Source organism: Rhizobium nepotum 39/7, from assembly GCF_000949865.1.
In the GTDB taxonomy this organism is placed as follows: domain Bacteria; phylum Pseudomonadota; class Alphaproteobacteria; order Rhizobiales; family Rhizobiaceae; genus Agrobacterium; species Agrobacterium nepotum.
The window spans coordinates 1-22,460 of the sequence record NZ_JWJH01000026.1 but is presented as its reverse complement, the minus strand read 5'-3'; the positions used below and the strand labels follow the sequence as shown (position 1 = coordinate 22,460).

General features: G+C 60.4%; 25 protein-coding genes and 2 pseudogenes. 25 read left to right on the top strand and 2 right to left on the bottom strand.

Going from position 1 to position 22,460, the window contains the following annotated elements; translation table 11 throughout:
* The first annotated feature begins 49 nt into the window (after positions 1 to 49).
* From RS75_RS21845 to RS75_RS21810, 9 genes and pseudogenes are all read left to right on the top strand, one after another.
* Complete coding sequence (locus RS75_RS21845; protein ID WP_045024422.1) at positions 50 to 523, top strand: hypothetical protein; 474 nt, start codon at positions 50 to 52, stop codon at positions 521 to 523.
* Positions 520 to 1,404, top strand: coding sequence for a DUF7007 domain-containing protein (locus tag RS75_RS21840; RefSeq protein ID WP_045024420.1), 885 nt, complete (start codon positions 520 to 522; stop codon positions 1,402 to 1,404). The genes RS75_RS21845 and RS75_RS21840 overlap by 4 nt, the downstream gene beginning before the upstream one ends.
* Positions 1,401 to 1,766, top strand: coding sequence for a hypothetical protein (locus RS75_RS21835; protein ID WP_045024418.1), 366 nt, complete (start codon positions 1,401 to 1,403; stop codon positions 1,764 to 1,766). The genes RS75_RS21840 and RS75_RS21835 overlap by 4 nt, the downstream gene beginning before the upstream one ends.
* A gap of 378 nt (positions 1,767 to 2,144) precedes the next feature.
* Entirely contained in the window at positions 2,145 to 2,744 is a 600-nt protein-coding gene (locus RS75_RS21830; RefSeq protein WP_045024416.1) for a hypothetical protein, read from the top strand.
* An 81-nt stretch (positions 2,745 to 2,825) separates the two neighbouring features.
* On the top strand, positions 2,826 to 3,305 hold the full coding sequence (locus RS75_RS21825; protein WP_234704312.1) for a ProQ/FINO family protein: 480 nt from the start codon (positions 2,826 to 2,828) through the stop codon (positions 3,303 to 3,305).
* Positions 3,306 to 3,420: 115 nt separating this feature from the next.
* Positions 3,421 to 3,841 (top strand): annotated as a pseudogene (locus RS75_RS21820) (helix-turn-helix domain-containing protein).
* 185 nt (positions 3,842 to 4,026) lie between these two features.
* Entirely contained in the window at positions 4,027 to 4,953 is a 927-nt protein-coding gene (locus tag RS75_RS21815; RefSeq protein WP_045024450.1) for an ArdC family protein, read from the top strand.
* 210 nt (positions 4,954 to 5,163) lie between these two features.
* Positions 5,164 to 5,499, top strand: a complete 336-nt coding sequence (locus tag RS75_RS27155; RefSeq protein WP_234704311.1) for a hypothetical protein — start codon at positions 5,164 to 5,166, stop codon at positions 5,497 to 5,499.
* A gap of 755 nt (positions 5,500 to 6,254) precedes the next feature.
* Positions 6,255 to 6,569 (top strand): DUF736 domain-containing protein, encoded by a 315-nt coding sequence (locus RS75_RS21810; RefSeq protein WP_045024413.1) that lies wholly within the window; start codon positions 6,255 to 6,257, stop codon positions 6,567 to 6,569.
* A gap of 111 nt (positions 6,570 to 6,680) precedes the next feature.
* On the opposite strand, the gene RS75_RS21805 is transcribed toward RS75_RS21810, so the two are convergent.
* Complete coding sequence (locus RS75_RS21805; protein ID WP_045024411.1) at positions 6,681 to 6,959, bottom strand: HU family DNA-binding protein; 279 nt, start codon at positions 6,957 to 6,959, stop codon at positions 6,681 to 6,683.
* Between the two features lie 473 nt (positions 6,960 to 7,432).
* Between RS75_RS21805 and RS75_RS26920 the strand changes: the two genes are divergently transcribed.
* Complete coding sequence (locus RS75_RS26920; protein ID WP_167341586.1) at positions 7,433 to 7,603, top strand: hypothetical protein; 171 nt, start codon at positions 7,433 to 7,435, stop codon at positions 7,601 to 7,603.
* Positions 7,604 to 7,893: 290 nt separating this feature from the next.
* Here the strand turns inward: RS75_RS26920 and RS75_RS27395 are convergent, their stop codons facing one another.
* Positions 7,894 to 8,739 (bottom strand): WGR domain-containing protein, encoded by an 846-nt coding sequence (locus tag RS75_RS27395; protein ID WP_324607190.1) that lies wholly within the window; start codon positions 8,737 to 8,739, stop codon positions 7,894 to 7,896.
* Positions 8,740 to 8,894: 155 nt separating this feature from the next.
* Between RS75_RS27395 and RS75_RS21790 the strand changes: the two genes are divergently transcribed.
* The 15 genes and pseudogenes from RS75_RS21790 to RS75_RS21725 form a co-directional block, all read left to right on the top strand.
* On the top strand, positions 8,895 to 9,164 hold the full coding sequence (locus tag RS75_RS21790; RefSeq protein ID WP_045024405.1) for a hypothetical protein: 270 nt from the start codon (positions 8,895 to 8,897) through the stop codon (positions 9,162 to 9,164).
* 321 nt (positions 9,165 to 9,485) lie between these two features.
* Positions 9,486 to 9,806, top strand: a complete 321-nt coding sequence (locus RS75_RS21785) for a hypothetical protein (protein ID WP_045024403.1) — start codon at positions 9,486 to 9,488, stop codon at positions 9,804 to 9,806.
* A 1,766-nt stretch (positions 9,807 to 11,572) separates the two neighbouring features.
* Positions 11,573 to 12,304 carry a hypothetical protein gene (locus RS75_RS21780; protein WP_234704310.1) on the top strand — a complete coding sequence of 244 codons (732 nt, stop codon included), beginning with the start codon at positions 11,573 to 11,575 and terminating at the stop codon, positions 12,302 to 12,304.
* Between the two features lie 10 nt (positions 12,305 to 12,314).
* A complete protein-coding gene (locus RS75_RS26475; RefSeq protein ID WP_152643176.1) occupies positions 12,315 to 12,776 on the top strand; it encodes a hypothetical protein in 462 nt (153 codons plus the stop codon).
* A gap of 135 nt (positions 12,777 to 12,911) precedes the next feature.
* Complete coding sequence (locus RS75_RS21775) at positions 12,912 to 14,039, top strand: lytic transglycosylase domain-containing protein (RefSeq protein WP_045024402.1); 1,128 nt, start codon at positions 12,912 to 12,914, stop codon at positions 14,037 to 14,039.
* Complete coding sequence (locus tag RS75_RS21770) at positions 14,036 to 14,395, top strand: TrbC/VirB2 family protein (protein WP_045024400.1); 360 nt, start codon at positions 14,036 to 14,038, stop codon at positions 14,393 to 14,395. Before RS75_RS21775 ends, RS75_RS21770 begins: the two co-directional genes overlap by 4 nt.
* Positions 14,396 to 14,397: 2 nt before the next feature.
* Positions 14,398 to 14,724: a VirB3 family type IV secretion system protein gene (locus RS75_RS21765; RefSeq protein WP_045024398.1), complete on the top strand. Its 327-nt coding sequence runs from the start codon at positions 14,398 to 14,400 to the stop codon at positions 14,722 to 14,724.
* Positions 14,725 to 14,727: 3 nt separating this feature from the next.
* Positions 14,728 to 17,247, top strand: a complete 2,520-nt coding sequence (locus RS75_RS21760; RefSeq protein WP_045024396.1) for a VirB4 family type IV secretion/conjugal transfer ATPase — start codon at positions 14,728 to 14,730, stop codon at positions 17,245 to 17,247.
* Complete coding sequence (locus RS75_RS21755) at positions 17,225 to 18,397, top strand: lytic transglycosylase domain-containing protein (RefSeq protein WP_045024446.1); 1,173 nt, start codon at positions 17,225 to 17,227, stop codon at positions 18,395 to 18,397. The genes RS75_RS21760 and RS75_RS21755 overlap by 23 nt, the downstream gene beginning before the upstream one ends.
* Before the next feature lie 23 nt (positions 18,398 to 18,420).
* Entirely contained in the window at positions 18,421 to 19,212 is a 792-nt protein-coding gene (locus tag RS75_RS21750; protein ID WP_045024395.1) for a hypothetical protein, read from the top strand.
* An 11-nt stretch (positions 19,213 to 19,223) separates the two neighbouring features.
* Positions 19,224 to 19,427, top strand: a complete 204-nt coding sequence (locus RS75_RS21745) for a hypothetical protein (protein ID WP_234704309.1) — start codon at positions 19,224 to 19,226, stop codon at positions 19,425 to 19,427.
* A complete protein-coding gene (locus RS75_RS21740; protein WP_045024393.1) occupies positions 19,427 to 20,497 on the top strand; it encodes a type IV secretion system protein in 1,071 nt (356 codons plus the stop codon). Before RS75_RS21745 ends, RS75_RS21740 begins: the two co-directional genes overlap by 1 nt.
* Positions 20,498 to 20,601: 104 nt before the next feature.
* A complete protein-coding gene (locus RS75_RS21735) occupies positions 20,602 to 21,336 on the top strand; it encodes a virB8 family protein (protein ID WP_045024391.1) in 735 nt (244 codons plus the stop codon).
* Positions 21,333 to 22,166, top strand: a complete 834-nt coding sequence (locus tag RS75_RS21730; RefSeq protein WP_045024384.1) for a TrbG/VirB9 family P-type conjugative transfer protein — start codon at positions 21,333 to 21,335, stop codon at positions 22,164 to 22,166. Before RS75_RS21735 ends, RS75_RS21730 begins: the two co-directional genes overlap by 4 nt.
* A 10-nt stretch (positions 22,167 to 22,176) precedes the next feature.
* Positions 22,177 to 22,460, top strand: a pseudogene (locus RS75_RS21725) (type IV secretion system protein VirB10); the annotation flags it as partial.

The following is a 22,460-nucleotide window of genomic DNA, read 5'->3' as shown; positions in this document are numbered from 1 at the left end:
GGCGGCGGTTTCGTTTCCAACACCCCCTCAACATTCAGGGAGAATTCGCATGACTGCACATCTCGCATTTCTGGCACCGATCGGCTCCATCCTTAAATGGACCGACGGCGCGCCCCGTCCACCCGAACGCCATCGCAAAAAGCTGTCCGCCTGGAAGACCAGCAACAGCTTCGGCCGGCTGATCCGGAAACAGGACGAGCGCGCCGCCGACAACATAATCCTGCCGGCAAACTTCACGTTGCATGAGGGCGACTATGGCAGCGGCGGTGTCATCACCATCCGCATCCACCGAACCTTCTCGCTGGAAACCAGCCTGACATTCAGCTTTGTCGAACGTCCTGCCGTAGGCAGTTGCCGCGTGTTCGATCGAGCCGGCGATCATGCCGAACTCGTCCATCTGGCGGCGAACCGCGAGGCCGCGGAGGAATGGCTGTCGCGGCACGGTTACCCCTCCGCTGTTCTTGAGGACGTGACAGCGGACGAAATCGCCGCCGATGTCGTCGAAGGGAGGGCCGCAGCATGAAGGATCCCACTCCTGAAGCGATCGATCCGTCCATCCCTGACAGTTCAGGGGTGGAATTTGGAAGAAGTGCAGACGGAATGCCGGTTGCCCGCGTCGGAGATCTTGTCTTCGCCATGGTGCCAGCGCGCGACGGTCATTATTTTCTGGCCTCCGCCTGGCGCGTCACGCGACCACTTGCCGATCTCACACGGGAGGACTTCTATTCTCATCACGGAAGGATCGAGAATGAGTCGGCATTTCATGCACGGACGCTCGAACAGGTCGAGCATAGCCGCGAACTGGCTCGCCTTGCACGCAGACCGGCGCGGATCCGCTGCAATACTCCCTGGGGTCCCTCGCAACGCGCCACCATCTATGCCGAAGGTGTGGTTGCTCACACCACGGCGGGACATGGAGGCTTCAAGCTCTCCGGAAATCAAAATGCGCAAGTCCATCCGATGTTGCGGTCGCAGGACGGTTGGTACGAGGAGGATTCCGCCTGGGCGGCGGTCGCGGTCGCCTTTCCGGACCTGTTCACCGGGTTTGAGTGGCGTTGCGCGGCACGGACGCTTAAGGATTGGGAGCCCGACGCGTGGGAGGCGATTTTCGGCTTGGTTCTCGTTCACGGCGAATCCAAGGAAAAAGATCGCCGGGCCTTCGAGCAACATGCCAACGACTGGATCGTGACCTCCGCGCTTCGCTCGGACCATCACCCCGGCATGACGGAGGTCATCGCCACGCGTGGTGGCAGGCGCGATCACGGCGTCGAGGAGCGGTGCTTTCTGGTGCCGTCGGCGGACTATAAGGCGGACTGCTTCGGCTTCGTCATCGATGAGGCCCGGCACGCGGTTTACGAAGGCCCATCGAGCTTCGCGTCATGGACCGGGAGGGCTGTGGCATGATCTCCTCGATCGACCATCATGTGGAACTGCGGCGCATGGAAGATGCCTGCCGGCAGACGCGGCATCAGATCGATATGATCGAGCGTCAGATCATCCGCAAGATGACCGCGCTGATACCGTCGCTTGGGGCGCGCAGACCCGGGTATCGCCGTGGCAGACCGCCTGAGCGGCACGCGTTCCTCAATCGCTATCGTACCGGTCTTGCCGCCATCGCTGCCGAGTGCCAGCCGGAGATCGATGCGCTTTCGCGAAAGCTCGCGCGGCAGGAGGCAGCAATCGCATCATTGCGTGCCCGTGCACCTCTGCACGGCGCCTCTGCTCAGACGGAGCGGCAAGCCAGCGGTGATGTCCGGCGCTTGTGATGACTGGGCAAGCCGCGGCAAGGGAGGGCGGGTCGGTTGGGCTTGGCGCAGGCATTGCCTGATTTCCTCTCCTCTTCGGCATCCGTGGTTTGCCCCCCTGGCCGTTCCGTCCTTCGGTTTCGTGGCGGTCTGAACCGGCGCCCGTTCGGTTCAAGGCCGCTGTTGCGCCGCGGGGCGGCCGGTCATGCCGCTCTCGACAAAGCAGGCACGCGGGCTTCGCAAGGGCTTGGGCAGCCCTGCTTGACCGCATGCCTGCTTCGCTCGATCTGGCCTGCCCGGACCCTGAACCGCCCGGTTTGCGCCGGTTCCTTTCGACCGCACCGAAGGACAGAACGGCCAGGGGGCCGACGCTTCGGCAAAGCAAAAAGGAAACCAATCATGGCAAAGCCCGCAACCCAGTCCCGCCAATCAACCCGCCCATCCGCCCGCGTCGTGCCCCTGCGCAAAGGCGCCACCCTCGAAATGGTCCACCTCACATGCCCCGACGAAACCCAGGCGCTCCGGATCGCCGAGAGCTTCGGGACCGCCATTCTCGACAGCGACGGCATCCGTGACATGCACGAGCGCCTGATCGTCGAGACCGCCACCGCTCTTTCCGAGGGGCTTGGCGAGCGGGCAATGCAGATCCATCTGCAGCGTATCGTCGGTGCCTATGTCGGATCGGCGCACGGCGCCGGCCAGTTCTACAGCCGAGCCGTCACCGAGGCGCGTGACGCCACCGCCAAGAGCGCTGCGGATGCCCGCGACGAGGATCTCGATGGTCCGGTCGGCTACGACAGCGCCGCCCAACGCAAGCGCGAATTCGCAGCCGACATGGGTATCCAGGCACATGCGCTCAGAATGGCGGCCGTCGGCGCTGTCGCAGCCTATGAGCAGGTGGTCGGCGAAACCTGGAAGCCCTTCGACCGGCCGGTCGAGAATCCCGGCCAGACGCTCGATCGCAAGGCGGCCGCAGCGCAGTTGTCGGCCTTCGAGTAACATCCATCACGGCGGGGCTCCGGCCCCGCCAAACCTTCACGTAGACGGGGTGTCCTGTTCTCGTCGGCTCTGCATGCTTATATGCAGGCGATCGATTGCGAAAGGACATCCATGGAGAACACCTCAGCCCCGAAAACCAAACCCTGGTCGAAGTCACAGGGACCCGTGCCGGCCAACGCCTCGGATCTGAGAAAGGCTGCCGCCATCAATGCACTTCTTTCCGCGCCCGCGCCGGTCCTTCCTGTGAAAGACGGTGATCCCATCCTTCCGTTCGTGATCGGCATATTCGAAACGTTGCGCACCTCCCTCCAACCGGATGTGCCGGCAGTGCACCTGCGTCGGGCGATCGCCGCTTATGCGCGCTCGAAGAACTATTTGCTCGCGAGCGCCCAGCCGGACGCCATGCGTCATGATGCAACAGGTACACCGGTCGCTCCGATCGAGGAGGCAGATCGCCTGTCGGCGCAGTTGCGCGTCGAGGAAATCCGCCGGGAGAGACAGGCGTCGGCAGAGCTTGCGCCGACCGAAGAGATTGCAACCGGTCCAAGCCCGGACAAGTAGTTTCTAAGTCGGGGAAATATTCCCTTCGATCATGCGCATATGAGAATGTGGACTTGCAACGGATGCAGCCGGGGCGTCATTTTGCGACCGTCACAGGTGCACGGAGGCGGAATATTTGACTGAAGAGAAGAAAGTCCCGAATGCGATCGACGTCGAAGTCGGTGCCCGTATCAAGCTGAAGCGCAAGCTTATAGGCATGTCCCAGCAGTCATTGGCGGGCAAGCTTGCCGTAACGTTCCAGCAGGTCCAGAAATACGAGAAGGGTACCCAATCGCGTTGGCGCCAGCCGCCTCAGCCAGATCGCGACAGCGCTGGATGTTCCAATGTCCTATTTCTTCGACGGAAACCACGGTGAGCGGCAAGACGACGATAATCCCCATATCACACGCGAGACCGCTGAGGTCGCGCTGTTCCTGTCTTCGACGGAAGGTTTCAATCTCAACCGTGCCTTCATGCAGATCCCTTCGGCTGCCGTGCGGCAGAAAGTTGTCTTGCTGGTGAAGTCCGTCGCCCGCGCTGAGGAAGAGGCGCAGTAATCGATCTCTTCGCGACCCGTCCCGCCCCCGGTCCTGCCGGGGTGAGGGTTTCGCGCAAGGGCTTGCGCCCTCCTTCACGCCGTTGCGGCGCGTTCCGCGTGCGCTCATCCCTGATCTCCCCGGCTTTTGGACCGCCGTGACGGGGTCGCGATGGTCGCGACCTCCGAAAACGGAGGTTGAAGGATATGAAACGAAAAGAGCAGGGCGAGCGCGCCGATCTCTATGCGCGGATCACGGAGAAAATTGTCGCTGAACTGGAAGAAGGCGTGCGTCCATGGATGAAGCCGTGGTCGGCCGCAAACACGGCGGGACGGATCAGCCGGCCGCTGCGCCATAATGGCGAACCCTATAGTGGCCTCAACGTGCTGCTTTTGTGGTCCGAGAGCATGGCACGAGGTTATGCCTCGCCGACATGGATGACGTTCAAGCAGGCCTTGCAATTGAGCGGCGCTGTTCGCAAGGGCGAGACCGGAACGACGGTCATCTATGCAAGCCGCTTCACCAAATCGGAATCCGATGGCAATGGCGGCGAGGTGGAGCGCGATATTCCGTTTCTGAAATCGTACACGGTGTTCAACGTGGCGCAAATCGACGGCCTGCCTGACCACTATCATGGCGCACCCGAACCGGTCCTGAGCCCGATCGAACGCATGGACCATGCCGACGCGTTCTTCCGCAACACCGGCGCGGTCATCCGGCATGGCGGTAATCAGGCCTTCTATTCTCCGGGCAGCGATATCATCCAGATGCCGCCGTTCGAGAGCTTCAGGGATCCTGCGGCATACGTCGGAACCCTCAGTCACGAGAGCTGCCATTGGACGGCGCATCCGGCCCGTGTCGGACGCGACCTCAGCCGATATGCCAAGGACAAAACGGAACGTGCGCGCGAGGAGCTCATCGCCGAGCTCGGCAGTTGCTTCTTGTGCGCCGACCTCGGGATCGTACCCGAACTTGAGCCACGTCCTGATCATGCAAGCTACCTTGCATCCTGGTTAGGTCTACTCGCCAACGACAAGCGGGCGATCTTCCAGGCAGCTGCGCATGCGCAGCGTGCTGTCAATTATCTGCACAGCTTGCAGCCGGTGGCAGCTGAACACAGGGAGGCAGCCTAGTGGACGCGAATTCTCCCTCCCGGTTGCTGATCCTCGGCTGCTCGGTCACGAAACGCTGGGGCCTGACATACATGCCCAGCGTTACGATGGCCCGCTATGGCGGAGCCTCCGTGCAGTCGATCCTCAAAGGGAGAAGGCGCATGTTGCCTTTCTCTCCGCCCATCTCGGTTTCCAGGCCGCAGACATGACGATCGAGCGGTAAGATGCCGTATGACGGCAGCAGTGGCAACCGCAATGCAGCGCGGCGATCTCGGAACACGCTGGCCGCGACCGACCTCTCATGCCCGCGTCATGCCCTTCGGCGAACATCCCGGACTGCACATCGCATCGCTCACCGAACCTCGAAAATTCGGCTTTCTGCTATGTCGCGCTCGTCGAAGGGCAGCTCTATCTCGACGTCATGCGGCACTTTGTCGATCTGTTTCGCAAAGGGGCTATGTCGACGGCGATGCTCGGATCACGGAGATCAGTGAATCCATCGGCTTCATGCGGCGCGACCTGCGCTGCTGGCTTGTCGGCCAGAAGGGGGAGGCGGGCTGCGCGTGAGCGCGGCCAAACGAAGTTGGCGACAGAACAAGGCGCCAATGGCGGTCTACTGGAAAGCCGTTGCCGTCTATGCCGGGCACCCCTATCGGATCGCGCGTCTGACAGGAGCCCGGTGCGAGCGGTCGGACGTGTCCCGTTCCGTGGCGGAAGTCGGCTATCCTGCCGCCGGACATTACACCCCCGTGTTCTGACCAGAGGTGAAACGGACAAGGCAGTTTGTCCCCCTTTGGCGAGCTGCTGCCAGCAGAAATCCGGCGCAGGCGCTGGCACGGGACACGAATGGGGAGAGCGGACAGTGTGTCGGTGACGTCGGTCCAGTCGCGTCAAACGCCAGAGCGAGAGGAGGCGGGAAATCCGACGTCCCCGTAAAAAGCGTCACCAGACGGAAGCGCCAGCATGCGGCCGATCCCGAAAGTCCGTGCCAACGAAAGCGTCTGTTCGAAGCGGGGACCGCCAAGATCCAGCGCCCTGCCAGGTTCCTCCGCCCTGGACACCGCTGCACCCACGCAGACCTCGATGGGACTGGTGTGACCGTAAGACGCCTGCGGCTCGACCGGCTGACCGCAACGGCCGGCCCTGACTATTTTCCGCCGCCCGGCAGGCCGGGCTTTGCATCGCGAAGCAAAATAGCCCGGTCCGGCCGCCCTCCACTGCGTTCCGGCCCCTGAAGGGGTGCGGTGCCGATCGCTCCCGGTCCTTACACCGCCATCGAGGCAGCGATGGGCGCAGCCCGATCACACGAAAGGAACCAAGTCATGGCAGTCATCGGCGAATTCTCCACCAACGGCAACTCCATCGTCGGCAACGTTCGCACTCTTACGGTCGCAATGAAGGCACGCCTCAATCCCATCGAGCGCGTGTCCCGCGACGCCCCGGACTTCCGCGTCACCTCCGGCGCTGCCGAAGTGGGAGCTGGCTGGAACTCGGTCTCGGCCAACGGCGAGCCCTACATCTCCCTCAAGCTCGACGATCCGAGTTTCAACGCCCCGATCAACGCCGCTCTGTGGCCGGCCGAAAAGGAAGGCGACTACGTCCTCGTCTGGTCCCGCCCGAACCGCGAGGCCGCATGACCGGATCCCCCGAATGGCCCCGCCGCAGGGCGGGGCCGTTCACCCAAAAACAACAAACCCGGCCCCGGGCAGTGCGCACGGATCCGGCTTTGCCTTTGTCATAAGGACAGCTCAGGCGTTGAGTGCGTCCTTCACGGCCTTGCCTGGCGTAAACCTCAGCTTCTTCGCAGCCGCGATCTTGATCGTCGCGCCGGTCGCCGGGTTGCGGCCTTCGCGCTCCGGGGTTTCCTTGAGCTTGAATTTGCCAAAGCTCGGAATGGACGTCTCTGCGCCGGTCAGCGCCGCCTGGGTGATCTGCCGGAAGACGCTCTCCACAATCGCCTTGGCCTGCGTTTTGCTCAGGTTCTGTTCGGATGCGATCTTGTCCGCAATTTCAATGGTCGTGGTCATAATATAACGGCTCCTCGTGTTTCACACCATCCGGTATGAAGTTGAAGATGTGGCGACGATAGGGGCGATATCTCCGCATCCGCCCGAAAAGACGCAAAAACCACAGGAAATATGCGGTCTCCCGGGGCTTCTGACATCTAACGCACGATTCCGCCATGCCCGGTGGCACAATGCCGGCGAACACGTCCGGTCTCTCCAATACGATGAAGATGCAAGCGGGCATCGAACCCGCCTGCATCTTGCCGGTGCTATACGGAGAGGTGAAGGGTCTGCTCAGATCGTCCCATTGTGCCGTTCGGAAATGACGGCCTCAAGGACGCATGGTTCCCCCAATTTTCAGCCCCGTCCCGCCGGGTCGGGTCAGAAAATCGGCTCCCCCATACGCCGGCTCCGCCGGTCGCTGCGCGATCCTTGACCCCGCCATCTCCTCACGCCGCTGGTCCTCGTCTTTCACAAACGTCAAGGAGACGACGATGACCTATGCCCTTGAAATCCAGGTTGCCGAACTGCGCTTGGAGCTTGCCAACGCAGTCGACCACAGCGAGCGCCGCCGGATCCAGGCCGAGCTCGAACTCGCTCAGGCCGAACTGGCCGCCGCGCTTGCCGAACAGGACGGCAGCCATTCCTCGGAGCCTCCGTTCTGACGGAGGCTTTTGCCGCTGTTCCTGGCCCAGCCCGCCGGATCGACCGGCGGCCAAGGCCCGAAGCTTCGCTTCGGCTGCGAGCACATCGAACGTCGCAGCCTGCTCTCGTCCGGAAAGATCCGGGAGGCTGCCGCGTCCTTCCTTTCGATCCCCTGTCATCGGCATCGGGGATGTTGCAGCCCGGTCGTCGTACCACAACCTGCCGCCGCCGGCAGGTCCATTGCATTCGCTACCGCCCTTTCGGGTGCAGCACCCCTTTCCGGGCCGCGGCCTATCCCCGCAATGACACGCTATCGAAAGGAGTAAACATCATGCGCCAACTCTCCCAATACCTCACATCCACTGGGCGACGGCTCCGCGCGCTCGGCAAAGTCGCCGGCCACCTCTTCCGCAAGGGTAAGCTCGGCCTCAAGCTCTCGATCAAGATCCCGTTTTTCGTCGAGATCGAGATCGCCTTCGAGACCGATTGGGGCTCGGGCCGATAAGACGCCAGTCGAGGTCCGCGCGAGCGGGTCTCGTTCCGCCTGCCGCGCAGCCGGGCGGTAGCCGCGTGTCCGCTTCTGGCGGACGAGATCGAGAAACAGCTGCACGGCGTCCTCTTCACGCAGGAAGATATGCGCCTTCGACTGGCCGTGCGCACCGATGCGTCCCCAGCGGCGGGTCAGCCGGGTTTCTCCAAACAAGGTCTCCGAAATATCCATGGCATAGTAACGGGCCATGTTCATCGAGGCGTCCGTGCGTTCGATATAAAGCTGATAGGGCTGCGTGATCATGCCGAGAGGATCGTCGATCACGGAGCGCAGGTCCAACGAGAGATTTGAATCGGTCTTGCCCGACCGATTCATTTGCGTGATGTGTTGGCAATCCGCGAAGCGATGATCGGGCGAGCCGGCCTTGCCGGACGGCTCTACTCGCGCCCCGGAGCGCTCCCGGAGCCCGCAAGCGGTCTCCGCGCTGTCGCGTGACGATCCTCTCGCGGTGTTGCACCGCCGGCGCGATATCGCGACCGTTGCGGCGCGGAGGTGGTGCACGACCAGCTGGCCGCCGGAAATGGTCACGCCCGCTGTCGCGGGCGTGGTTCTCTCTATCTCTATGACGCCCCATTCTACGATCCCCTTCTCCCGCCTCAAGGACATCGCGGTTCCCCCAATTTTGTCGTCGGCCGCTGACGCGCCCGCCGGCAAAATCGGCACCCCCGCTCGCCGCCGCTGGCGGTCGCGTTCCGCGATCCTTGACCCGCTCGGCGGCGCTCCGTGGCTCTCTTTCGTCATAGACACGAAAGGATACGATCATGACAAGAGTTTACGGCGGCTGCGTGGAGCCGGGTGGTTTCGACCTTGATGACGCTCTCGAAATTGTCGCATGCCCCGAATGCGGTGGTGAAGCATTCGAACGCTACTGGGAGGCCTGCGAAGCCGGTTCGATAAACCAGTATCATACGATCAGATGCACCGAATGCGGTCACGAAGAGGGTGATCTTCCCGACTATGGTGACGACTGCGATTTCGACTTGACCCTCGATGAGGAGCTTGACGAGATCATCACTAGTTTGGGCTATTGACCTCGCATCAAGGGGCTTCCGCTCTCACCGGGCGGGAGCCCTTTTTTCATGAAAGCTCGCCATGCCGCCCGATCTCGGTTCCCAGGAATCACGGCGGTGGTGGACAGGAAAGGGCCGGCTGGTCGCCGGAAAACGGACGGCCCCTGATCGTGGCCGCGGGCTATCTTCTCTCTCTGACCTCCCATTTTGCACCCGCCACTCCGGCGTCAAGGACTGCACGGTTCCCCCGCTCGCCGCCCCTGGCGGTCGCGTGCCGCGATCCCTGACCCCTCGCGGCTATCGTGCGGCCTCCTTCCGTCAGAAAACGAAAGGAGACTTCTTATGACACAGCGCAAGATTAAATACATCGACGACGCAAGCCCGGAATACTGGCGGCAGCGGACCGAGGGGTTCCGTCTCATTCACGAAGCAGAACGAGCACTGGTCCGTGTCAAAAACGCCCCGCAGTACATCGCCGGCAACTGGGACGAAGACTGCGGGGCCTATGAGCCGGTCGAAAATCTCGGCGCTTACGACGACATGGATGAGGCGATCCGAGCCATTGAGGCCAATGAGACGGCCGTCGACATTCTCGTTGCCCAGTGCCGGACCCATTTCGGCGACTGGCCTGTCGCAGCCGTGATCCGAGAACTGGGTGCCTGACTGAATTTCAGACGAGAGGCGTTGCTCGCCTCTCGTCTTTTCCGCATGGTCCGGACCGCTTGCCGGCATCGAGCCTGCCTGCGGTCTTGAGGGGAGAGACTTGCCGCCTCTCCCCTCAAGCACCCCTCTCCCTGTGGTGCGGGGCAAGCCCCGCCCGGCCTCTCGGGCCGGTAGACGGACGCTGCCGCGACTTCCCCAAACAATACGGAGCGGATGATCGTCCTGCGCTGCGCCCTCATGCTTCGGGCATCCGCTCCAGCCGATCATCCGCTCCTGCTTGTGCTCACCGCCCTGTCGTTCGCATGTCATCGATGTCCGCTCCCTGCGGTCACGGGCATCCCGACTGCTCGCGACGGCGGCTCGCTTCAGCATCTCTCACCACCATGTGCGACCCACGCGCTATTCCTCCTCCGCGGATCACAGGCGTACATACACCTGTGATCGCTGTGGCATCGTCTGACGACTCGCAACAGCATTGGCGGGTCGGGCACGTGGGTCGCACATGGTGGTGAGAGATGGCAGGATAGGCTATTGGTATACCAATAGCCGTTTCGCCCGAGGGGCGATCGTCACCAAGGCGACCGAGCGGTTCCATGATCTGCGATTTTTTCTGGCAAGCTGGACACGAATGACGGCTGCAAACGATCAGTGTGCGACCGAAGACGGAAGGCGATTGGGCCTGTTTTGATGGTCCAGCAGAGCTTGTGTCCGGCTGGTTCTATGCCGCAGTTCGGGCGATTGCGCTACTCAGTGAATGAACGACCAGGTTTTTGGGTGAAGCGGTTAATCCGTCAATCGGTGACTCGGTGAAACCTCGAATCGGCAAGCAGGGAAATCGGCTTGTGGGCGAATGGGGGTCCGGGCCATAGGTGCATCAGCGGACCAGCGAAGACGCCCATCGGCGAAATGGCGGCACACCGCTTGGACGAATAGGTGAATCGGGGAAGTAGTGGTTGCGTAAACAGGCAAATCCGCGTCTGCACGAATAGGTGAACGAGTAAATCGGTGCTTATGCCAACGGGTGAATCGGTCGATCTGCAAAGAAGAAACGCGGTGAAAAAGTGCGCCACCGATTAGCTGAATAGGTGCCTTCGCCAACTGGTTGTTCTGTCGTGTGTAAATCGGCTGATGCGCCAATTGGCAAATCGGTGCATGCGTGAACTGTCGTTTCGATACAACAACCCTTTACATCCCCGTCGGAATAGTAGACGGCGCCAGCATCACAAGATGCGGCTTGCGACGTCAGGTCGGCCTTTCAGGCCAATGATTGACGATATTCAAAGTGGGCTTAGCCCAGCATTGCTATCCCAGAGAGACACCTGGGCTTCTCAGCCAATTTCGGTCACTAGGATTTATAACTCCGCCCGGTCGTAAGCGCGACGGCACGCTCTGACGGTGTCCGGATTGTCGTGGACACAGAAGCTAAATCCCTAAGCGCCGCGCAAAGCTCCGGGGCTGATCTCTGTCAGCCCGTATTCGACATGCGGCGGCACTTCCAGGACGTAGTGACGCAAATTGCTTCAAACCGGTGCTAGCACCAAACCCGACTTCCCCATCTTGAGCGCTTCGCCCATGACTGCTACAAAATTGTATTGAAGTACAAGTTTTATCGCAGAACTCTATGCGTCGCCGATGACATTTCTGCCTTGTTGCGAGGCGCCGGGAGTCGGTTCTGCGCTGATCTCTGCGAGTCCTTCCAACAAAATAGCAAGGCGGGTATCCCACTGACAAGCCACCGATCTCTACTGACGAAGGAATGGTACCGGGTGCCGGTCAGCATTGATTGCCCGCACTGCGGTGCGGAGACGCGGACCGCAGGCATCGTGGCCGGCCCATCCAGCCTGGTGAGTATCGCAGGGTTATCGGCAGAGAGTGATGTCAATCAAGCCTGGACGCGGTTTGGTGCGTTCGCATTCGTCGAGTCGCTTGGCGGCCGCACCGAAAATATCGAACGCTTCCTCCTCGGTCGTTTCCACAACACGTTCTCCTTCAGGAACGATCGGTTGGTGCAGGTCTGCGAGCACTGCGAGGAATGTCTCGCGCCAAAAGTTATTCGTTCGGACGTCATGAACGGCTTTGTGCGCCTCGGACAACGGCGGCTGCTGGTGAACGAACGATTGCTGCTGTTCTCGTCTGCGGTGGCGCTCACGGAGTTTAATGGCGGAACCTCGATCGAGGAATGCGACCTTCCTCTTCCAGACTACGCGATGATGCTCATCTGCGACACAGAAACCCATGACGGCAAAACCGGTACCGTCGAATTGTGGCATAGCATCGCGCGCAACGACTATGCGATCGTCGTCAAAAGCCATGATGGACGCGAGATGTGTCGCGATGGTCTTAATGATGACCTCAAAGAGGTAACCACGACCATTGGAACGCTCGGGCTGGTCCTGACCCAACTGCATCTGGCGCGGCTGTCGTCGCCCTATTGCGGGATCGCCCGCGACCTCTTTCTCGAAGCCCTCGAACATGCCGGATATCAGCAGCAAATCTAGGAGGTAAATCGTGCGAATCATTAAAGCGTTGTTTTGGCAGTTAGCCTTGACAATTCCGTTGGCCGGATGCGGGCAGCACGCCCAGTCGTCCAGTCCGTTGCCGCCAGCACCATTTGCCTATCTCGGTCTTTCCGCCTGCAAACACTATCCAGCCAATATTGTCGAGTGCCAGCTCGACTATGGAACTGAGTTCGGACGGCATAGGCTCGGCCCGGTACAGCAGATTTCGCGCGATTTGGGTAGGGCTGTCGATGGCGCTCGTTATCAGGTTTCCTCTTGCTGGCCGGTTTCCAGGATCCAGCGGGAACTGCCAAATTTCACATGCCGAATCTATCATGGGCAGTCAGGCGCCGATGCCGGTTCGGTCCTGGTAAAAGGGGGAACCGCCGTTCGTTTGGCACGTATCCTGGGCGATCGAGACCAGATCGAGTATCAATGGAAACCGGATCGGTGGTCGCGGCTACTGGATTGATTTCGTTAAATAATTTTAAGGGCGATATCGGCCTTTTGGATAAAACTTGTACTCAAGTTATATTTTTTGGTTGATTTCTGACGCGGATTGCAGTCCATAACTTGTATTGAAGTACAAGTTATGGACTGATTCAGAATGGATGACGGCCCGCTTTCTTCTGTGAACAGACCGCGACCCGGAGTGTTACGAAGGGCCGTCTGGCCTGCGCTGACGTCTGTGTTCCTGGCGACATGTTTTGCGGCAACGTCCGCCGAGAGCGCCCCTCTTGAGATCGGCGAGAACCATGAACCTACCGAGTGGTCCTTCCGTTTCGCGGGGAAAACCTCAAGTGATCTCAGCGCGCTGCCAACACCCGCCGTGGACGCCGACCAACAGCCACCGCCAAGCATCGATCTCACCAGTTTCAATGAGCGGTTTTGGGGACAGGCCAATACCAACGCGGTCCCCGTAAATCTGTCTTTCGTCGCAGAAGCAGCGTTCGAATCGGATGACCGTGACCCAGAGCTTCCGGGAGAAGCGGCCGGCAACATGAGAACACGGCGCGACCGCGCCGTGTTCTCGCCCATCAGTGTCTTCTCGTCTGACGCGGGCACTGTGGATCCAGCCTTCGGACCCGGCACCCCTGCCGATCGGACAGCGACGCAAGCCCGTCCCGACCTGCTTTCCGGCGTGCCTGAGGACTACGCAGCCCTTGCAGTAGAAATCGCCGCTGAGGAAGAGGTCGATCCAAATTGGGTGCTTTCGATCATGCGCGCGGAAAACGCGCGTTTCAATCCTGGCCTCGTTAGTTCGGCTGGTGCCGTCGGCCTGATGCAGGTGATGCCAAAGATCGGCGATGCTTTCGGCGCCAACGACCTTACTGATCCCGAACAGAATATTCGCGCGGGCACGCGTTTCCTGCGTCTGCTCATCGACAAGTACAGGAACCCGGTGCTGATCGCCTCCGCATACAATGCCGGAGAACCACGCGTCGATGCCCATCAATCCCTGCCACTGATCCGCGAAACCGCGGACTATGTGACGCGTGTCGTCGGCTACTACACCGGCAAGCCGGCAAGCTCCCAGCCCCCGATGCCTGGTCCAGCATCTGGCTTTCAATCCAATCAGCACCGCCGCTCAGGCCCGACCGACCGGGCAAGGTCCCCGATGCTTGTCTTCTCAGCTGCAAGCCCGCTCGCGTCGGACAGTCGCCTCCCACAACCGCTGGACGCGGCGCAACTCGGCGGTCCGGTCAAAATCGTCAAGGATGAGGTACTTCAATGAACATGATTGTCATGGCAATTCTCGTTGGCAGCGTGAGCTGCCGTTCCCTGGTCAAGCGCAAGTGGGCCGGCCATGCGGCGATGGTGTTACTTGCCACCTCGGTGCTGTTCGTCAGTCAATACGAGCCAGCTGCCGCTCAAAGCCTAGATGCCCTGGAGAATGCTGCCGACAGGCTGGTACAGTTCTTTACCGGCCCCTTTGGTCGCTCGGTTGGAGCGATTGCCTTCATTGGCATGTTCCTCGCTGCGGCCTTCGGCTTCTGGTCCTGGGGCGCGCTTCTGCGGGTCGGTGGGAGCCTCGCCGGCATGTTTGCTGCCGCTGAGCTTGTAGACTTCCTAGCTGGCGCCGGATCTTGATCATGACGAACTCTGCCAACAAGACTTCAGGCGGGGACGACCATATCGAATCCTATCCCGTCATCCTTGCGCTCACGCGGCCGCCGACGGTGATGGGGATCCCTTACACCTACTTCCTGGCGGAGTGCTTCGTCTCGCTCATGGTGTTCATGGTGCTCGGCTCCATCCTGTGGTTCCCCGTGTCGTTCGTGGTCCTGCACGGCATTCTTTATGTGCTGACGGTCAAACTCGACCTCTGGTTCTTCGACATCCTCGGCCGCCTCAGCATGTGCGGCGTCAATCCCCTCGGCCGCAGACTGGGCGGGGGCATCCGGACCTACGGAGCTTGACCGATGAGCACGATGGCAAGATCGCTGAAGGGAAGCTTGTCGAAGGGTTGGGAGATCTTTGCCGATCGCAATATCTCGACCCATGTTCCATTCTATGTTCCGATCGAAAACGGGATCATCAGGCTGAAGAACGATTGCCTGGTATCGACCCTGCGCCTCACAGGCTTCTCGTTCGAAACGGCCGACATCGAAACGATCAACATGCTGCAGCGGCAGCGCAGCTCGGCTTTTCGCGCCATTTCCTCGATCGGCAATTTTGCGCTCTACACCCATGTTGTCAGGCGAAAGGTGGCGCCGTCCTTGCCAGCAACCTTCACCGACCCCTTCATCCGGCGTCTGGATGATGTCTATCAGGCAAGCATCTCAATGAACGAGATGTTCGTCAACGACACCTACATCTCGCTCGTCGTGCGCCCGCTGTTCAAACAAGGCTCCGCGCTTTCCCGTCTCATAGGCATCGGCGGTGATGTGGTGCGCAAGGAACAGTTTCGCTCAATGCGTGACAAACTGGTCGAGGCGACCAAAGCGCTTGAAAAGTCGCTCGCCGCCTACGGCCCCAAAGTCCTGCGTGACGTGCAGCGTGTCCAGGTTGACCTTGGCAACGGCAAAGCAATCTTTCGTGACTTCTCCGAAAGCATGGAGGTCGATGGGCGTACCGCGGGATCCTGGTTCTCGGAACAATGCGAATTCTTCTATACGCTGTTGAATGGCGGTCGTGTCCGGCCAATCCGGCTCTGCAACCTTCCAATCGATGCGATGCTGCCGGCACGTCGCACATCAATCGGCAACCGGACGATCCATCTTCAGGGCGATACGCAGGGCGATGACCGCTACGCCGCAATGGTGTCTTTGAAGGAATATCCGCCCGAGACGGGCGCCGGCATGCTCGACTACATTCTCAAGCTCCCCTTTGAGATGGTGCTCACCCAGTCCATGTCCTTCATTGACGACATGGCCGCGAGAAGCCGCATCGAGCGGCTCGACCGGCAACTGTCGAAGGCCGACGAGGGCGGTTCCAGCGTTCAGGCCAGTCTTGATATTGCGCGTGATGAACTGGCGAGGAAACGCGTTGCCTTCGCCGAGCATCATCTCACCGTCATGCCGGTGGCAAAAACGGCGGCCCAACTGGACGATGCGGTTGCCCTGATCGGCAACGAGCTTGGAGCGCTCGGTGCTTCCTATGTCCGCGAGGATCTGAACGCGGAGCCGGCCTATTGGGCGCAGCTTCCTGGAAATCAGGCCTATATCGCCCGTCGGGCCGTGATCTCCACTCTCAATTGTGCGGGCCTGAGCAGCTTCCACGCCTATCCCTATGGCAAGCCGGACGGCAATCATTGGGGACCGGCGATCACCATTTTCGAGACGACGTCGGGAACGCCATTCTTCTTCAATTTCCACCAGGGCGATGTCGGGCACACGACGGTGTTCGGACCGACCGGCTCCGGCAAAACCGTCATCATGGCATTCCTGATCCTGCAGGCTTACCGCGTCAGTCCGCGTCTGAAGACCATCGTCTTCGACAAGGATCGCGGTCTTGACATCATGGTTCGCGCGGCGGGCGGAAACTACATGACGCTCGAACCCGGTGAGCCATCCGGTTGGAACCCCCTGCTCCTCGACGACACCGAAGAGAACCGTGTTTTCCTCTATCGGCTCTTAAGCTTCATGCTGAGGCCGTCGAAGGAAGGCGAAAGCCTGGCGCCGCAGGAAGAGACTATCATTCGCACCGCGATCAAGTCGGTCCTCAAGACGAAGGACCGATCCTATCGCCGGCTGTCGTCACTTCGCGCCCTGCTCGCCGGAAGCGAGCGGACCGAGGGAAGCCTGATTGCACGGCTCGACAAGTGGGTTGATCACGGACCCTATGCCTGGCTCTTCGATAATGCCGACGACAATCTCGACATCTCGCGGCCAATGATCGGGTTCGACATGACGTCGATCCTCGACGATCCGCCCGTGCGCACAGCAGCACTCCTCTACATGTTCCACCGGCTGGACGAGGTTTACGACGGCAAGGCGCCGATTATCAATTTAATGGATGAAGCCTGGAAGCTGCTTGATGACGACGAGTTCAAGCGCACCATGAAGGACTATTTCAAGACCATCAGAAAGCGAAATGGTCTCGTCATCTTCGGAACCCAGTCAGCCGACGACGTGGTGCAATCCAGTGTCAGCCGGACGATCATCGAGCAGACGTCGACCAACATCTTTTTCGCCAATCCGAAGGCTGACGAGAATTCCTACATGGCCCATTTCGGTCTCTCCAGGGCCGAGTTCGACTGGGTCAAAAACGGTGATCCGGCCTCGCGCTTCATGCTGATCAAGCGCGCGAAGAGCAGTGTGATCGCGCGTGTCGACATGGCTCACATGCCGGAGTTCATCAAGGTCCTGTCGGGTCGTGAGGAGACAGTCCGAGAGGTTGAGATGCTGCTCGACGAATATGGCGACGATCCAAAGAACTGGCTGTCGAAATTCTGCGACTGGGAGGGGGATGCGTCCGATGACCAACGCAAGACTTCCTGAACTGACAACCATCAGCGCCATCGTCATGTCCACCCTGTTCACGCCGGCGCCAGGCTTTGCGCAGGTGCCGGTGATCGACAACGCCCGCCGCAACATCCAGCAGGCGACGGAGAACTGGTACAAGACCTATCAGGCGGATACGCGGGCGTTGAAAGGTGCGTCGGGCGGAACGACGGACAGCGTTGCGCCCGGACAAGGCTCTGGCGCGCCGGCCGATTGCTCGGCCGAGGGCATGGCCGGTGACACTTTGCCGGCCGGCCCGTCGAAGCGTACGCATAGCCAGCAGGAAGTCGCTCGTATGGTGGCGGACGAAGCAATCCGCCAGGGAGTCGATCCCAATTTTGCGCTGGCGATCGCCGAGCAGGAGTCACGCTTCCGCCAATCGGCGCGCTCGCCCGTTGGCGCGACCGGCGTCATGCAACTGATGCCGGGGACCGCGGCGGGACTTGGCGTCAATCCTTACGACCTGCGCGACAACATCCGCGGCGGTGTCAAATACATCAAGCAACTGCAGGGAATGTTCGGCAATCGCTATGACCTGGTCGCAGCAGGATACAATGCCGGGCCTTATCGCCAATCGTTGCAGAACGGTCGGATACCCAACATTCCCGAGACCCAGGATTACGTCAAAAAGGTCTCGGCCTATTACAGCCGGAACAAGGCCGAGAACGGCGACCGGACCCCGTCGGGCGACGGCATCGAAACGGAAACCGTCAGTGACATCAGTGGATGCGGCGAGCAGCTGAAAAAGGCGGTGGACCGTAACACCGAGGCGCAGGTTGAACGCGGTTCAGTCTGGAACGGGCTGCTCGGAAAATCGCTGGCGGCAAACCAGCAGTATCTCCAGCGTCTGCAAGCCGGGCTGCAGTCTTCTTCGGCAGCCTTGCGCGGCTCAGGAGGCGGCAACGCCAGGGACCATGACGGTTCCCTCGCGATGGCTGAAGTCCAGTGCCCCTCGACAATCATCGACACTGGCGGCACTCGATGCTTTGCCGTGCCCTCGACCGCCACCACAGATCAGATTCAGCGTTGGCTCGAGGACCTACAGGAGCAGGCACGCGCCAGTGGCGATGTCGCGACCTTCTCGGTGCTGGAGGATCCGGCGCTCGGACTGGTGACGGTCGTCGACGCCAGACCGACCGCAAACTGAACAGGAAGAGAGAGGACCGGCAGATGAGAAAATTCGTTATGGCCGCGGCGCTCGGCATCACCACAGTGTCGCACGCCTTTGCGCAGGTGCCGGTCAAGGACAAGGAAAATATCGCGATAAGCGAGGAGATTGAAAAGCTTTCGAAGCAGATCCAGGGCGACACGTCCATCGTCAAGGACAACACGATAAAGACGCTTCAGGCGATTACTGGCGACCGGTCGCAGGACGCCAGCCAGTTTGCCAAGCTTGCGACCGGCAATGGTTTCAGCATGGGCCAGGCGCCGGATTTCAACAGCATCCTGTCCGGAAACGAAGCGTTGTTCGGCGGTATCAGCGGTGAATTCCAGAACTCCGCCGCCAAGCTGATCAATGGACTCAATCTGGTGAAGATGGTCGTTGATACCGTCAAGGGAGGCGAGCTGTCAGGCGCCAACCAGGCCTATTCGCAGGGCATCAATGCGCTGACGACATTGACGGCACTCACCGATGCAATGAACAGGGCCACCAAGGATCGGCAGAATGCCTTCATGCAGGCGACAGAGCAGATCGGCACGGCGCAGGACCTGAAGGGCGCACTCGAACAGAACACGCAGATGGTGCTCCAGGGCAACCAGACTGCCAATGAGGCCGTCGGCTCACTCAACAATCAGGTTATGTTGCTGAACCAGCAGTATAAGGCGGCCCTCGCCACCTCATCCCAGAACCTCAAGACCTTCGCAACACTTCCCGACAGCGTGATGCGCTCGGGCGGCGGTGGCGCAGACGGGGCTTCGGTTCGCGATCAGCTGCAGGCATTCGAGGAGCAGAACCCTTGAGGTTGGACCCGTTGCTGATCCTGGCCGTCGCCACCTTGTCCGGATGCGGGGGCAAGTTCGAACAGTTGGCCAAATGCTCAGCTGACGAGAACCCCGTCCCGGCGCTCGGCTACGAGGCGGGGCAACAACCGGCGCCGTCGCAACAGGCCCTTGCGGATATCGTCAGGAGCGATTGCGGTCCGATGCGACCCGTCAATTTCTTCCAGGGGGAGTAATGGATCCGGTCAGCTACGCAGTTAATTTCTATGGCGACGCACTCGGATACTTTGACAGGATCAACGAAGCGTCCCTCGAGAAAGCATGGGGACTGTTCGCCGAGAATGGCGATCTGGTGTCATCCATCCTTGCGCTGTTTCTTATCCTCTATTTCCTCTGGGGTGCGCTCGGTCTGTCGAGCGTCTCCTTGCAGGACATGGCGATCACGGCCTCGAAACTCGCGCTTGCCTATGCGCTGGTAATGTCCTGGGCCACCTTCTACGACAACATCGGTCAATTCATTTTGACGTCACCTCAGGATCTGGGTGCTGCCATTTCGTCCGCCATGGGCGGGCAATCCGCTGGCTCCGATCTTGCCAACCAAGTCGCCAGCATGTCGCGCAAAGTCTACGACTTCGCCATGCAGCTCTTCAATTCCTACGAATCCGGATGGCTGCCAAACGTCACCGGTGCGGTGGTGGTCTTCATCGTACTGGTCTTCGGCCTGCTGCCGATGCTGCTGATCCTGACTGGAGTGACGCTGTTCGCGAAAATGATCACCGCCGTCATGCTTGCGATCGGTCCGATCGCCATTCTCTCCTATTTCTTCGGCATCACGCGTTTCGTCTTCGATGCGTGGGTGAGGGGCATCGCCTATGGCATGTTCATGCTGCTTTTCACCTATGTCATGGCCGGGCTGTCTTTCGGGTTTCTGATCGGGATGATGGACACGATCAACGGCGACATGGCGACCAGGGAAAATGCGCTGGCGATCGTGCTGGCCATGGTGCTCTATCTGGCGCTGATCTCCTATTTCATTTTCCAGGTTCCTGATTTTGCAAGGACGTTCGCCTACGGCATCGCGCCTTCAGTACCGGACGGCGGTGGTGTCAACACGACGTATGGAGCGGCTCGCGCTGGCCTCTCCGCGAGCGGTTCAAGAAGCGGACAGGCGGCAGCGATGGCTCTTGGCATGCTTGCCGGGCCAAAAGGCGCGGTCACCGCGGCTGCGCTCGCCGGCCGCGGCGGGATTGCAGGCGCTGGCGCGCTCGGCCGGATGCTGACCATGCGTCGGCGCAGCGGCGAGTGAGGCGAAACATGCGCTGGTCGAATTCAGAATTTCCATGCGCAAGCCGCTTCTGCCGATGACGCGGCTTAAAGAGATTAACGACGATTATGTTTTGGGAATAGAACTTGGCATTGTTCAGAAGGCAATTGCAATCCGCGCCGGCCGACCAGGTTGCCGGTCCGCAGGACATTTACGACCAACACCTTTCCTGGGGTGAGAAGAATCGCTCCCTTCGCACCCTGATCGGTCTGATCCTGCTCGTGTTCGCGGTAGCCGGCTGGGCCGTCGCGGCTGTACTCTCATTTTCAGTTGCTCAACTCTTTCCCTTGGTACGTACCGAGGTTGTCCCGCTGATCGTGGACAAGAACACCGGCTACATGGAGACGGTTACCACGCTCGAAAAGGATCGCTCGAGCGTATCGGAAAACCAGGCTGTCCGAGCCGCCTTTGCGGGCAACTATGTGATCCGCCGCGAGACTTACGATCCCCGCTATCTGTCCGACAATTTCGACATGATTGCGCTGTGGTCGGAACCCGGCTCGCAAGCCTTCAAGGACTACGAGGCCTGGATGAACCCCTCCAATCCGCAAGGGCCGGTCAAGATGCTCGGTGCAACCGGCGAAATCCGCCCGGAAATCCTCTCGGTCAATCCCCTCAATTCCTCGACCATGGCTGTTCGCTTCGAGACAAGAGAACGTCGCCGTGGTGGCGATGTCGTCACCCGCTGGTCGGCGACCATACGCTACCGGCAGATCAACCTGCCCGCCAGCAACCGGGTCCGTCTCTACAATCCTCTCGGCTTTGTCGTGACCGAATATGCAAGGGTTCCCGAGACCATGCCGTCAGGGATCACGCCATGATGAGGCGGACCGTTGCAATGTCCCTGTTCATGCTGCTGGGCCCGCTGGTTGCGCATGCCGAGCTCGTTGCCAGACCGGGTCGCCTTGATCCGAGAATCCGGTCGCTTCCCTATTCGGCCGAGCAGGTCTTCCTCGTGACGGGCACCTACGGTCTGGTGACGACGATCCTCTTCGGTCCGGACGAGGATATAACACAGGTCGTTGCCGGCGATACCGTCTCCTGGCAGATTTTGACCTCCGCAGATCGGCGTTCTCTGACCCTGAAACCGATGGAGAAGGATGCGGCCACCAATCTTTCGGTGGTCACGACGAAGCGGACCTATTCCTTCGACCTGCGTGTCAACGATACCAAGGCGATGCAGAACCAGACCTTCAAACTGCGGTTCACCTATCCTGAGGATGCCGGACTGAAAGGAACGGCGGAGCTCTGGAAGCAGGCACAGGAAGCCCAGCGCAATCCCAACATCAAGAACATTCGTCGCGACAAGGTCAATTACGACTACGGCTTCAAGGGAAGCGACGGAGCCAAGCCGCTCTGGGTCTTTGACGATGGATTGAAGACCTTCATGAAATTCACCGGCGACGTTCCGGCGATCTTCATCGTTGACGGCAAGCGGCGCGAAAGCCTCGTGAACTACCGCCGCGAGGCCGACTACATCGTCATCGACAAGGTCTCGCGGCAGTGGACACTGCGCTTTGGTACTGAGGCCGAGACCTGCCTCTTCAATCTCCGGACTGCCCCTTCCGATATTCCTGCGCCGATCGAGGGCGCGGTATCGCCGAAGCGAATTGGCAGCGGAACATTCAGCCAGCAATCGCAATCAAGATAGGAGGGGCACCATGTCGGATCCCAATTACCAATCCATCGACACCGACACGTCCATTGGCGGACAGGTGAGGCGCGGTGGCATAGGCCTCATGCGCCCGTTTGCCGTCGTTGCCGGTATTGCCGGCCTTGGTGTGGTCCTCTATTTCCTTCTGGTGGGCGGGGAAGAAGAGCCACCGATTGACACGACACCCCGTGAGGAATTCCGGCCCGTCCAGACACCAAGAAATGAAGGCTTCAGAACACCGTTACCGCCGCCGCTGCCCACGGTCGAGGTCCCGGAAGCACCTCCGCCACC

Coding starts and splice junctions, on each gene's coding strand:
- RS75_RS21830 (WP_045024416.1), top strand. CDS start 2,145: ATGGCAAAGCCCGCAACCCAGTCCCGCCAATCAACCCGCCCATCCGCC.
- RS75_RS21785 (WP_045024403.1), top strand. CDS start 9,486: ATGACACAGCGCAAGATTAAATACATCGACGACGCAAGCCCGGAATAC.
- RS75_RS21805 (WP_045024411.1), bottom strand. CDS start 6,959: ATGACCACGACCATTGAAATTGCGGACAAGATCGCATCCGAACAGAAC.
- RS75_RS27395 (WP_324607190.1), bottom strand. CDS start 8,739: ATGTCCTTGAGGCGGGAGAAGGGGATCGTAGAATGGGGCGTCATAGAG.
- RS75_RS21750 (WP_045024395.1), top strand. CDS start 18,421: ATGAGAAAATTCGTTATGGCCGCGGCGCTCGGCATCACCACAGTGTCG.
- RS75_RS26920 (WP_167341586.1), top strand. CDS start 7,433: ATGACCTATGCCCTTGAAATCCAGGTTGCCGAACTGCGCTTGGAGCTT.
- RS75_RS21825 (WP_234704312.1), top strand. CDS start 2,826: ATGCAGGCGATCGATTGCGAAAGGACATCCATGGAGAACACCTCAGCC.
- RS75_RS21835 (WP_045024418.1), top strand. CDS start 1,401: ATGATCTCCTCGATCGACCATCATGTGGAACTGCGGCGCATGGAAGAT.
- RS75_RS21740 (WP_045024393.1), top strand. CDS start 19,427: ATGGATCCGGTCAGCTACGCAGTTAATTTCTATGGCGACGCACTCGGA.
- RS75_RS27155 (WP_234704311.1), top strand. CDS start 5,164: ATGACGGCAGCAGTGGCAACCGCAATGCAGCGCGGCGATCTCGGAACA.
- RS75_RS21840 (WP_045024420.1), top strand. CDS start 520: ATGAAGGATCCCACTCCTGAAGCGATCGATCCGTCCATCCCTGACAGT.
- RS75_RS21845 (WP_045024422.1), top strand. CDS start 50: ATGACTGCACATCTCGCATTTCTGGCACCGATCGGCTCCATCCTTAAA.
- RS75_RS21815 (WP_045024450.1), top strand. CDS start 4,027: ATGAAACGAAAAGAGCAGGGCGAGCGCGCCGATCTCTATGCGCGGATC.
- RS75_RS21770 (WP_045024400.1), top strand. CDS start 14,036: ATGAACATGATTGTCATGGCAATTCTCGTTGGCAGCGTGAGCTGCCGT.
- RS75_RS21810 (WP_045024413.1), top strand. CDS start 6,255: ATGGCAGTCATCGGCGAATTCTCCACCAACGGCAACTCCATCGTCGGC.
- RS75_RS21775 (WP_045024402.1), top strand. CDS start 12,912: ATGGATGACGGCCCGCTTTCTTCTGTGAACAGACCGCGACCCGGAGTG.
- RS75_RS21790 (WP_045024405.1), top strand. CDS start 8,895: ATGACAAGAGTTTACGGCGGCTGCGTGGAGCCGGGTGGTTTCGACCTT.
- RS75_RS21755 (WP_045024446.1), top strand. CDS start 17,225: ATGACCAACGCAAGACTTCCTGAACTGACAACCATCAGCGCCATCGTC.
- RS75_RS21765 (WP_045024398.1), top strand. CDS start 14,398: ATGACGAACTCTGCCAACAAGACTTCAGGCGGGGACGACCATATCGAA.
- RS75_RS21730 (WP_045024384.1), top strand. CDS start 21,333: ATGATGAGGCGGACCGTTGCAATGTCCCTGTTCATGCTGCTGGGCCCG.
- RS75_RS21760 (WP_045024396.1), top strand. CDS start 14,728: ATGAGCACGATGGCAAGATCGCTGAAGGGAAGCTTGTCGAAGGGTTGG.